The 11,430-nt window shown below is 60.4% G+C and carries 8 protein-coding genes; 5 read left to right on the top strand and 3 right to left on the bottom strand.

What is annotated here, in order from left to right; genetic code table 11:
• Together NW860_RS06930 and rpoB are read right to left on the bottom strand one after the other, a co-directional pair.
• Positions 1 to 1,884, bottom strand: coding sequence for a DNA-directed RNA polymerase subunit gamma (locus NW860_RS06930; protein WP_414395959.1), 1,884 nt, complete (start codon positions 1,882 to 1,884; stop codon positions 1 to 3).
• A gap of 97 nt (positions 1,885 to 1,981) precedes the next feature.
• Positions 1,982 to 5,368: a DNA-directed RNA polymerase subunit beta gene (rpoB, locus tag NW860_RS06935; RefSeq protein WP_414411907.1), complete on the bottom strand. Its 3,387-nt coding sequence runs from the start codon at positions 5,366 to 5,368 to the stop codon at positions 1,982 to 1,984.
• Between the two features lie 436 nt (positions 5,369 to 5,804).
• Here rpoB and NW860_RS06940 point away from each other — a divergent pair, with 436 nt between their 5' ends.
• Complete coding sequence (locus NW860_RS06940) at positions 5,805 to 6,518, top strand: heme oxygenase (biliverdin-producing) (protein WP_414396110.1); 714 nt, start codon at positions 5,805 to 5,807, stop codon at positions 6,516 to 6,518.
• A 60-nt stretch (positions 6,519 to 6,578) separates the two neighbouring features.
• Here the strand turns inward: NW860_RS06940 and NW860_RS06945 are convergent, their stop codons facing one another.
• Entirely contained in the window at positions 6,579 to 7,043 is a 465-nt protein-coding gene (locus tag NW860_RS06945) for a pentapeptide repeat-containing protein (RefSeq protein ID WP_414395962.1), read from the bottom strand.
• Between the two features lie 170 nt (positions 7,044 to 7,213).
• Here NW860_RS06945 and pyrR point away from each other — a divergent pair, with 170 nt between their 5' ends.
• The 4 genes from pyrR to NW860_RS06965 are packed head-to-tail and all read left to right on the top strand — an operon-like array spanning position 7,214 to position 11,172.
• Entirely contained in the window at positions 7,214 to 7,753 is a 540-nt protein-coding gene (gene pyrR / locus NW860_RS06950; RefSeq protein ID WP_414395964.1) for a bifunctional pyr operon transcriptional regulator/uracil phosphoribosyltransferase PyrR, read from the top strand.
• Positions 7,754 to 7,800: 47 nt separating this feature from the next.
• Complete coding sequence (locus NW860_RS06955; RefSeq protein ID WP_414513256.1) at positions 7,801 to 8,778, top strand: putative 2-dehydropantoate 2-reductase; 978 nt, start codon at positions 7,801 to 7,803, stop codon at positions 8,776 to 8,778.
• Positions 8,779 to 8,808: 30 nt separating this feature from the next.
• A complete protein-coding gene (locus NW860_RS06960) occupies positions 8,809 to 9,417 on the top strand; it encodes a metal-binding protein (protein WP_414513258.1) in 609 nt (202 codons plus the stop codon).
• A gap of 30 nt (positions 9,418 to 9,447) precedes the next feature.
• On the top strand, positions 9,448 to 11,172 hold the full coding sequence (locus tag NW860_RS06965; protein WP_414513260.1) for an ABC transporter ATP-binding protein: 1,725 nt from the start codon (positions 9,448 to 9,450) through the stop codon (positions 11,170 to 11,172).
• The last annotated feature ends 258 nt before the right edge of the window (positions 11,173 to 11,430 follow it).

An 11,430-nucleotide genomic window follows, 5' to 3' on the forward strand; every position in this document is an offset into this window, starting at 1 on the left:
CTATGCCAACAGAATGTCCTGCACCGTCTTGTTAAAGATGATCCGGCCTGGCGTAGTGCGAATGTATTGACTGATAACGTTGCCCTCTTGATCCTCGCGGATGCGGCGGTAGTTGGTGATCTTGAGGCGGGTACCGCCTGGCTCCTCGACAATCTGGGGCTCTGACTCTTTTTCTCCTTTGCCCAACTCCATCGGGCCGCTGTAGCGCACCCAGATTTTGCTGTGCAGGCCAATGATGCCGCGGTCGTAGGCGACAAGAGCATCCTCCAGGCTAGCAAAATAGCGGTCGTTAACCTCGGGTGCCTCGGGGTTGTCCACGGTCAGGTAGTAGCAGCCCAAAACCATGTCTTGGGTAGGGGTAATGATGGGGGCACCCGTGGCTGGGGAGAGGATGTTGTTGGTGGCCAACATCAGCAGGCGCGCTTCCGCCTGGGCTTCCAAGGACAAAGGCACATGGACAGCCATCTGGTCGCCGTCAAAGTCAGCGTTAAAGGCGGGGCAGACCAAGGGATGGAGCTGAATTGCCCTCCCCTCCACCAGAACCGGCTCAAAGGCTTGGATCCCGAGGCGGTGCAACGTGGGAGCGCGGTTGAGCAAAACTGGGTGGCCGTCGATGACCTCCTCCAGCACGTCCCAAACCTGCGGGTCATTGCTTTGGATGAGCTTTTTGGCGGCTTTGATGTTGTTGACGATATTTCGCTTGATCAACTTATGGATGACGAAGGGCTGAAATAGCTCAATGGCCATCTCTTTGGGCAAGCCGCACTGGTGCATGCGCAGGTTGGGCCCCACCACAATCACCGAGCGCCCTGAATAGTCCACCCGCTTGCCCAGCAGGTTTTGCCGGAAACGGCCCTGTTTGCCCTCAATGATGTCCGACAGGGACTTGAGGGGACGATTGTTGGCTCCCACCACCATGCGCCCGCGCCGCCCGTTGTCAATGAGGGCATCTACTGCCTCCTGCAGCATGCGCTTTTCGTTGCGCACAATGATCTCCGGCGCCATGATCTCCTGCAGGCGCGCCAGGCGGTTGTTGCGATTAATCACGCGGCGATAGAGGTCGTTGAGGTCACTGGTGGCAAAACGGCCCCCATCCAACTGCACCATCGGGCGCAGATCGGGGGGGATGACCGGCAGCACCCGCAGCACCATCCACTCAGGCCGAGCTCCCGTGGCAATGAAGTTGTTGATGACCCGCAGCCGCTTGATCAGGCGGGCTCGCTTCTGGCCGCGGGCACTGGCGATTTCCTCGCGCAACTTCTCCGCCTCTTTTTCTAGGTCAATGTCTTTGAGCAGGCGTTCGATGGCCTCGGCCCCAATCATGGCCCAGTTTTCCGGCAGCTGCAGGTTGGATCCCTCCTCGTACATCTGATCTTCGATCTCAAGGTATTGATCCTCCGTCAGCAGCTGCTTGTAGGAGAGGTTGGGGGCATTGCCCGGATCCACCACGACGTAGGCGTTAAAGTACACCACCTGCTCCACGTCGCGCAGCGGCATGTCCAGCAGGGTGGCAATGTAGCTAGGGATCCCTTTTAGATACCAAACGTGGGTAACTGGGGCAGCCAGCTTGATGTAGCCCATGCGATAGCGGCGCACCCGCGACTCCGTCACTTCCACCCCACAGCGTTCGCAGACAATGCCGCGGTGTCGCACGCGCTTGTACTTGCCACAGTGGCACTCCCAGTCCTTAACCGGCCCGAAGATGCGCTCACAGAAGAGACCATCCATCTCCGGCTTGAGGGTGCGGTAGTTGATGGTCTCTGGCTTGGTAACCTCTCCCACGACTTGGCCGTTGGGCAGGGTGCGCTGGCACCACTCCATAATCCGCTGGGGAGAAGCCAACCCAATCTTGATGTAGTCAAAGCGCTGCTCTGGTCTGGCCATAGCCATTTCTCCTGACTTACTGCCTTAGCACCTAGATAGGAAGGAGAGAGGGATCCTCCCCCCTTTCCTCCCTTGGCTGAAACCTGCCTGGCGCCACCTAAAAATCGTCCTCGTCTTCTTCCTCGTCCCGGCTGCGGCTAGCTACGAAGCCTTCCCTGGCTGCTGGGGAGAGATCCTCAGCCGTAATTGACTGGTAAGTGGGCCGAGAAGGGACATGGCGGGTCGAGACATCGGCCATTAGGTCTACCTCCACATGGTGGGGCTGGCCTTTGCTGTCCACCTCCACCTTGTACACGGAGACGTCCAGGCACAGGGACTGCAGCTCCCGCACCAACACCTTGAAAGATTCCGGCGTGCCCGGCCGAGGAATGGGCTTGCCCTTGACGATGGCGTTGAGGGCCTCGTTGCGCCCCACCATGTCGTCCGACTTGACAGTCAGCAGTTCCTGCAAGATGTAGGCCGCCCCAAACGCCTCCAAAGCCCACACCTCCATCTCCCCAAAGCGCTGGCCACCCTGCTGGGCTTTACCCCCCAGCGGTTGCTGGGTTACCAGCGAGTAGGGGCCGGTGGAGCGGGCGTGGATCTTGTCGTCCACCAAGTGCACGAGCTTCAGCATGTAGGCCCGGCCCACCGTAACCGGCTGGTCGAAGGGCTCGCCCGTGCGGCCATCAAACACCTGCACCTTGCCGCAGTATTTGCCCTCAGGGTTGAAGATCCAGTCCTTGCCGGTCTTCTCGCGCGCCTCCCGCAACTTGGCTTCCACGGTCAGTCGGGAAGCCTCCAGGCCGTGCATTTCATCGAAGGGCATTAGCTTAAAGCGCACCCCCAAGTGCTCCGCGGCCCAGCCCAGCAGGCACTCGTACACTTGGCCCACGTTCATGCGGGAGGGCACTCCCAGGGGGTTGAGCACCACATCCACCGGCGTGCCATCAGGCAGATAGGGCATGTCCTCAACTGGCAAAATGCGGGAGATGATGCCTTTGTTGCCGTGGCGGCCAGCAATCTTATCTCCCACCTGGATTTTGCGCTTGAGGGCAATGTAAACTCGCACCACCATGTTGGCTCCCGGCGGCAGCTCATCCCCCTGCTCGCGGGTAAAGATGCGCACATCCACCACCCGCCCGCGCTCACCGTTGGGCACGCGCAGGGAGTTGTCCCGCACATCGCGAGCTTTCTCCCCAAAAATGGCCCGCAGCAGCCGCTCTTCCGGAGGCTGATCCGACTCCCCTTTGGGCGTAACCTTGCCCACCAGAATGTCGCCGGCTTCCACCCAAGCCCCAATGCGCACGATGCCGTTTTCGTCCAGGTTGCGCAGGGCATCTTCCCCCACGTTGGGGATCTCGCGGGTAATCTCCTCTGGCCCCAGCTTGGTCTGCCGGGCCTCAATTTCGTATTTCTCGATGTGCACGGAGGTGAAGACATCATCGTAGACCAGCCGCTCGCTGATCAAGATGGCGTCTTCGTAGTTGTAGCCCTCCCAGGGCATGTAGGCCACCAGCACGTTCTGGCCTAGGGCCAGCTCGCCGCCCTCGGTTGCTGGACCGTCAGCCAGCACCTGGCCGGCCACTACCCGATCCCCCACGTAGACCAGAGGACGCTGGTTGAGGCAGGTGTCTTGGTTGGAGCGCTGATATTTTTGCAGGCGGTAGACAATGGGATCTCCCCCATCCTCGGGCCGCACCACGATTTCATCGGCGGAAACATAGGTCACCACCCCGTTGGTGCGCGACACCACCACCATGCCGGAGTCCCGCGCCGCCTGGGCTTCCAGGCCTGTGCCCACGTAGGGCCGCTCTGGCTTGAGCAGGGGCACCGCCTGGCGCTGCATGTTGGCTCCCATCAAGGCGCGGTTGGCGTCGTCATGCTCCAGGAAGGGGATCAACGAGGTGGCCACCGAGATCACCTGCACCGGCGACACCTGTACGTAGTGCACCTCACTGGGGTGAGCAGTGGTGAATTCTTGGCGGTAGCGCACGGGCACCACCTCGGCAGTGATGCGGCCTTCGGCGTCCACCGGCACGTCCCCTGGCGCCACGCGGTACTCGTCCTCTTCGTCAGCGGTGAGGTAGACCATCCCCAGGTCTTTGCGCACCACGCCATTCTCGACGCGGTAGTAGGGGCTTTCGATAAAGCCGTATTGGTTGACGCGGGCGTGGGTAGCAAGAGACCCAATCAACCCGGCGTTGGGTCCTTCGGGGGTTTCGATGGGACAGATGCGCCCGTAGTGGCTGGGGTGGATGTCCCGCACGGCAAAGCCAGCCCGCTCCCGCGTCAGGCCCCCAGGGCCCAGAGCCGACAGCCGCCGCTTGTGGGTCAGCTCTGCCAGGGGGTTGGTCTGATCCAAGAACTGGGAGAGCTGGCTGGAGCCGAAGAACTCCTTAATAGCTGCCACTAGGGGCTTGGGGTTAACCAGCGAGGCAGGGGTAAGGTTTTCTGACTCGGAAACCGTCATGCGCTCGCGAATAATCCGCTCCAGGCGGTTGAGGCCCACCCGCACCTGGTTTTGCAGCAGCTCGCCCACCGAGCGCACCCGCCGATTGCCCAGGTGGTCAATGTCATCCACCTGGCCAATGTCGTATTCCAAGTTGATGAGGTAGTCGATAACGGCCAGAATGTCGGTAACGGTAAGCACCCGAACATTTTCGGGCACCGTCAGGTTGAGCTTCTTGTTGAGCTTGTAGCGCCCTACCCGCCCCAGGTCGTAGCGCTTGGGATCAAAAAAGCGCGACTCTAGCAGTTGCTGGCCGCCAGAGACCGTAGGAGGCTCCCCGGGCCGCAGCTTGCGGTAGAGCTCCATCAGCGCCTCTTCTTCGCTGTAGTGCCCCTCCTCTTCCATGGTTCTTTGGAAAAATTCGGGGTGGCGCAGGCTGTCGTAGATCTCCGAGTCACTCAGGCCCAAAGCTTTGAGCAAAACTGCTGCCGAGAGCTTGCGGGTTTTGTCGATGCGCACCCACACCAGCCCCTTTTTGTCCGTCTCAAACTTCACCCAGGCACCACGGTTGGGAATGAGGCTAGCGCTATAGGTGCGGCGGCCACTTTTGTCCAGCTCCGCCTTGTAGTAAACGCCGGGGCTGCGCACAATCTGGTTGACGATAACCCGCTCCGCGCCGTTGATGATGAAGGTGCCTCGATCCGTCATCAAGGGCAGCTCGCCCATGAAGACGTCCATGTCTTTGATTTCGCCCGTCTCCTTGTTGATTAAGCGCGTCGGCACCCGGATTTGGGCTTGATAGGTGGCATCCCGCCGCTTGGCCTCCTCTGGGTCATAGCGCGGCTTGTTGATCTTGTACCCCTTGGAGGGATCCCCAGGCCGGTAGTCTGGCAGAAAGTGCAGCTCCAGCTTGCCGGTGTAATCGACGATGGGAGAAAAACTCAGGAGCTCCTCTTCAAACCCTTCCCGTAAAAACCAGAGGAAACTTTCCCGCTGAATCTCTACCAGGTCAGGTAAGGTAAGAACAGGGGAGGGAACAGCTAACGAGCTCATGCGTTGCTTAGCAGGGCTTGCGCTGCAGTCAGGCCTCCAATTATAGAAGCCCCGCCAACGATCGTCAACGAACTTTACAAGGGTTGGCGGCAACTCCTGCCTTTAGCCTGGGAGCTAGCAAGCTCTGCTTCCTCTCCAACCTGCCTTAAGGATTGTTCACATCCATTCACACTCGGGCGGATTATTCTAAGCTTAAGCCATTGACCGCCAGTCGAGTGCTGCTTAGATAGGGATGGTGGGGGAAAAAGAAGCATCGAGCCCCGGAGAAGGGCGTTTAGCTGCCGCAGCGAGCGGTCTGTGTTGCCTTTGCCGGGTCTGCTGCTGAGGCATCCCTCGCTGCCTCCATGAGCCGGTCAATGGCCGGAGCCAAGCAACTTTTTACAAGGAGGGTTTTGTGAGTAAGGGTTTGCCCAGCCAAGAAAATCAAAACGCTGGCCTGTCAACCCAGTTGCGGGAGGGCACCAAGCAGTCCCACACCATGGCCGAGAATATGACCTTTATCAAATGTTTCCTCAAGGGAGTGGTTGATAGGCGTACCTACAGCCGCTACGTGGGCAATTTCTACTTTGTCTACAGTGCGCTGGAAGAGGGGTTTGCGCGGTTGCGAGAGCACCCGATAGTGGGTCAGCTCTACTACCCCGAATTGTGGCGCAAGGCCAGCCTAGAGAAAGATTTGAACTATTTCATCGGTCCCCATTGGCCCTCTGTGGTCAAGCCCTCTCCCGCTTGCCAAGTCTATGTCAACCGCATTCAAGAAGTGGTGGAAAAAGATCCGGTTCTGCTGATTGCCCACGCCTACACCCGCTACATTGGCGACCTGTCGGGCGGCCAGATCCTGAAAAACATTGCCCGCCGGGCCCTGCGCCTGCCACCGGGGGAAGGCACCGCCTTCTACGACTTTGAACAGATCCCGCACGAGGGCAAGTTTAAGCAGCGCTACCGCGCTCAACTGGATGCGCTGGGGCTGGACCAGGCTACTATCGAGCGCATTGTGGCAGAAGCCAACTACGCCTTCAAGCTCAACATGGACTTGTTTAGAGAGCTGGAGGGCAACTGGCTGCTGTCCATGGCACGCCTAGCCTGGAACTCGCTCCTGGGTCAGTTTCAGCGCAAGCCTGCCCCCTCAGAGGCGGCTGCCCCCAGCTCGTAAGCTAGGGCTATTTCCAAAGTTTCGCCCCTCTCTCCCAGGGAGGGGGGCTGGGGGTGAGGGCTAGTTGCACCCCAGGGTGTCGCGGGTGGCCCGGCCGGTAACCGGGTTAACGCCGCTAGCCCGCTCGCAGAGGATGGCGAGGGCATCCTTGCGGATTAGAGCATTGGTAAAATCTGCTCCCTCGATCTCGACCCCTTCCACCCGCACCAGCCACATCATGCTGTCTTGCAGTTGGGCTTCCCGCAGATCAGCACCCTGCAAATTGGCCATGTCCAGGGTGGCGCCGCGCAGATCCGCCCCGCGTAGGTTAGCTTTGCTGAGGTTGGCCCCGAAAAAATTGGCTCCTGCCGCCTTCACGTGGCTGAGATTGCTCTGTCGCAGGTTGGCTTTGAGAAATTTCCAGCCGCTCAGGTCTTGTCCGGCAAAGTCTGCCCCCTGCAGCTCCCGCTTGCTGTAGTCTTCCGCCCAGGCCGGGGATCCCAGCAGGAATAACCCCAAGGCCAGCAGAGGGAGAACCGCCAGCACGGCCCGTAAACAGCGGGCCCACCTAGGCCCTCTTTTCTCCGTCGAAGCTGGACCTGTAGCGGACACTGCAGTGGACATGGCGGATCTCTCCCTTCTAGGGCTTTATATCCTATCCTACTGGCTGCAGATCTGGGCTAACTTGGGCTCCTATAGGTCGGCCTCAACTGTCCATGTCCACAACCGAGGTGTTCAATGCCCAGGAGATGGCTAGGCAAATGGCGGCTTTGGCGGCGGCCATTGGCAGGGATCACCCCCACCTGGACAGGCTGGTGTTGATCGGCATCCGCACCCGCGGGGTGCCTTTGGCCTACCGGCTCCGGGATGGCATAGCCGAGCTGTTTGGGATACCGCCCCAGGTAGGGGAGTTGGACATCACCTTCTTCCGCGACGACCTGGGCTCTGGCCGGCTGCGCACTCCCGATCGCAGTGAAATGCCCCGGGATCTCACTGGCCAAGAGGTCGTGCTGGTGGACGACGTTATCTTTCACGGCCGCACTGTTCGGGCGGCTTTGGAGGCCCTGAACCACTTTGGGCGCCCAGAACGGGTGCGCTTGGCCGTGCTGATTGACCGCGGCCATCGGCACTTCCCCATTCAGCCGGATTACTGCGGCCATAGGCTGACCACAACTCCCGAGCAAATGGTCAAGGTGCACCTGCGCGAAACCGACGGCGAGGAGCGGGTGCTGCTGATCAACCCTGATCCTGAGTGAGCTCTCCAGAGTGCGCTAGGGTGAGGATATCGGCTCAAGGTTTTGCAATGTCCCAGTTGCCGGAAAGCCGCCGCTATGCGGTTTTGGGCAGTGGCGCCTTGGGAGGATTCTACGGGGCCAAGCTACAGCAGGCCGGCTTTGAGGTGCATTTCCTGCTCCATAGCGACTACGAGCAGGTGCGCCAAAACGGCTTGTGGGTGGAATCCTGCTGGGGAGACTTTCACCTGCCCCAGGTCAATGCCTACGCCTCCGTGGAGGCAATGCCCCCTTGTGAGGGAGTAATCGTGGCCCTGAAAGCCACCCAAAATCACCTTCTGCCCCGGCTGCTGCCGCCTGTGCTAGCTGAAAAGGGCGTGGTGATCCTGCTGCAAAACGGCTTGGGCGCAGAGCCGGAGATTGCCAACTGCGTCGGCCCTGAGCGCGTCGTGGGTGGCCTCTGTTTCATTAGCTCCAATAAAGTTGGCCCTGGCCACATCCGCCACCTCGACTATGGCTCGGTACTGCTGGCCGAATATGGCCCTGGCTATGCCCCCCAGGGGATCACGCCCCGTCTGCAACAGCTCCAGGCCGATTTTCAAAGGTCTGGGATCCCTACCTCACTCTCGCCGGATCTGATGGAAGCCCACTGGCAGAAGTTGGTCTGGAACATTCCCTTCAATGGCCTCTCGGTTGTTTTCAATGCCGACACCCAGCAGATGATCCGGGATCCGGAAGCCCGCGCCCTGGCAGAAGCCCTGATGCAAGAGGTGGTGGAGGGAGCTGCGGCCTGTGGTCGCCGGCTTCCCCCTTCCCTAATTCCCGAGATGCTGGCTAACACCGAGAAGATGGTCCCCTACCGCACCAGCATGAAGATCGACTACGAGCGCAAGCGTCCCCTGGAGCTGGAGGCTATTTTTGCCAACCCTCTCCGCTATGCCCAGCAGGGTGGAGTCCAAATGCCGCGGGTGGAGATGCTCTACCGGCAGTTGCAGGTGTTGGATCGTCTCAATCGAGGGATCCCTGCTTTTTCCCCCACTTGCGGCTAGACTCAGCCCCAGGGGAGGGCTGCGCTCTTTATGCCCTGGGGATCCACCCACGATCGCCTCATCCTCTGGACAGCTCCCGGCATTACCTTGGCAGCGGCTTTGCTGGGCAACAGTGCCGCTGTGGCTTTGGCGGTGGGGTCGGCCTATCTCTTCAGCGGCCTGATGTTTTCCGGGGATCTGGACACTGACTCTCGCCAGTATCGCCGCTGGCTGTTCCTGCGCTGGATTTGGCTTCCCTACCGCCGCTGGCTGCGGCACCGCTCCTTCTGGTCCCACGGGCCGCTGGTGGGCACTGCTCTGCGGCTGCTCTACCTGGGCTTGTGGGTGACAGGGGTGGGCCTGACCGCCGCCTGGCTGGGATCCCACCTGGGCTGGTGGCCGTGGCAGCCGGGGATCTGGCGGGACAACCTCTGGCAGTGGCTGCAAGCCCACGCCGAGACCCTGGGGTGGGTGGGCCTAGGGCTGGAGCTGGGATCTGTCAACCACAGCCTTAGCGATTGCCTGGTCTCCCGCTGGCGCCGTTGGCGCAAAAGATGGCAGGGGGAGGCCAAAGGAGAGCCAGTTTCCCTCAGATCCCGCAAAAAAGCTGCTAGGAGGGGATCTCGGCAGCCGTTGAGGAGCTCATCTCCGCTAAGCTGATCGGGGCAGAAGCCTTTTGGATGGCCCTTGGTGCAGCCGCTGCGTAGCTATCGCCGTCTCTTTCCCTTCATTCGGCCCCATCTGTGGATGTTGCTGCTGGGGCTAGTCTGTACCCTTGGCTTTGTCCTCACCATGCCTGCCCTTGCCTACTTGATCGAGTGGGTGGCTCGCTCCATTGGCGCTGGGGATCTCAGGCAACTGCGGACGTTGGCCTTGATTGGGGTGGTGTTCTTCTTAGTGCGTGGCGCCTTCCAGTACGGCCAGGACACCCTCATGGCCAGGGCCTCCCTGCAGATGGTGTTGGAGCTGCGGCAGCGAGTCTACGCCCACTTGCAGGGATTGGACGTGGACTATTTTTCCGGGAGCCGCACGGGTGACCTTGTCTATCGCCTCACCAGCGACCTGGATCGGGTGGGGGAGGTGGTACAGCGGTTTTTCCACCGCTTTATCCCCAGCGTGCTCACCATCCTGGCCGTGGTGGCCTACTTGTTCTACCTCAACGGCATCCTCACCCTAACCACCCTGGTGATTGCTCCCCTGATGGGCGCCTTGATCAGCTGGTTTGGAGAGCGGCTGCTGCAGCGCTCCCGCCGCAACCAGGAGAGCATGGCCGACCTGTCTTCTCTTTTAACGGAGGTCTTTGCTGCCGTCAGCCTTACCCGCGCCTTTGCTGCCGAGGACTACGAGATCCGCCGCTTCAGCGCCCTGGCCGAAAGCAACCGCCTGGCTCGCTTTCAAACCGAACAGGTCAAAGCCATCCAAGACCCGGTGGTAGGCTTTCTCTACGCCATGAGCGTCCTGGGGGTATTCTGGGTAGGGGGCTGGCAGATTAGCGAGGGCAACCTGACCGGCAGCCAGTTCCTCGGCTTCATTGCGGGGGTGGCTCTGCTCATCGATCCCCTTGTCCACATCACCAATAACTACAGCGACCTAAAGCAAGGGGAGGCTTCCGTGGAGCGGATCTTTGAGCTCCTAGATACCCGACCCCGCGTGCGCGAGCTGCCTGGCGCCCGCCCCCTGCCGCCGATTCAGGGCTGGGTGGAGTTCGATCGGGTCTCCTTTGCCTACAAGCCGGGCCAGCCGGTGCTTAAAGACATCAGCTTTCAGGTGGCCCCCGGCGAGATTGTTGCTCTAGTGGGATCCTCCGGGGCCGGCAAGTCGACTTTGGTGAATTTGATCCCTCGCTTCTACGATCCGCAGCAGGGGTGTATTCGCATCGACGGCATCGATATCCGCACCGTCACCCTCAAAAGTTTGCGTCGCCAAATTGGCATCGTCCCCCAGGAGATTACCCTCTTTTCCGGCACCATTGCCAGCAACATCGCCTATGGCCAGGAGCACTTTGACCTGGAGGCAGTGCGCCAGGCGGCCCGGGTGGCCAATATTGATAGCTTCATTGAGAGCCTGCCAGATGGCTACGCCACCCGAATCGGCGAGCGTGGGATCACCCTCTCCGGCGGTCAGCGGCAGCGGCTAGCTATTGCCCGCGCTGTGCTGCTCAACCCCAAGATTCTCATCCTGGACGAGGCGACCTCCGCTTTGGATAACGAGTCAGAGGCCTTGGTGCAGGAGGCTCTGCAACGGCTCATGCAGCGCTGTACCGTTTTTGTTATTGCCCACCGCCTCTCCACAGTGCGCAGCGCCCATCGTGTTTTTGTCCTCGAAGAGGGACAGCTTCTAGAGCAGGGCAACCCCCGCGAGCTCCTGGTTAAAGGAGGACGCTACGCCCAGCTCCACTGGCGCCAGTTTCAGTAGCCGCTCTGAAAGACCCACGAAACGTTCACAAACACTCCTATTTGAGGTAGGGCAGTGTTTGCTGCGCTTCTGCTTTCTTCCTGCTTCCACGACCCGTAGCTAGTGGCAGGCTCAACACCTACTACCCCGCCAGAGGGATCTCCACAGGCGTGACTTCCCCGCAAGCTGCAGGTAGTTGCTCCTTGCTCTTGATCGAGCACACAGGCTAAAGACGGAGCCAACTTTAGCCTAGGCAAAGTGCCTACCAGAATACTTGCA

The sequence above is a fragment of the Synechococcus sp. F70.1 genome, from assembly GCF_047502745.1.
Lineage (GTDB): Bacteria > Cyanobacteriota > Cyanobacteriia > Thermostichales > Thermostichaceae > Thermostichus.

Excerpts from the sequence above, each read along its gene's own strand:
- rpoB (WP_414411907.1), bottom strand. The coding sequence starts at position 5,368 with ATGAGCTCGTTAGCTGTTCCCTCCCCTGTTCTTACCTTACCTGACCTG.
- pyrR (WP_414395964.1), top strand. The coding sequence starts at position 7,214 with ATGTCCACAACCGAGGTGTTCAATGCCCAGGAGATGGCTAGGCAAATG.
- NW860_RS06930 (WP_414395959.1), bottom strand. The coding sequence starts at position 1,884 with ATGGCCAGACCAGAGCAGCGCTTTGACTACATCAAGATTGGGTTGGCT.
- NW860_RS06960 (WP_414513258.1), top strand. The coding sequence starts at position 8,809 with ATGCCCTGGGGATCCACCCACGATCGCCTCATCCTCTGGACAGCTCCC.
- NW860_RS06955 (WP_414513256.1), top strand. The coding sequence starts at position 7,801 with ATGTCCCAGTTGCCGGAAAGCCGCCGCTATGCGGTTTTGGGCAGTGGC.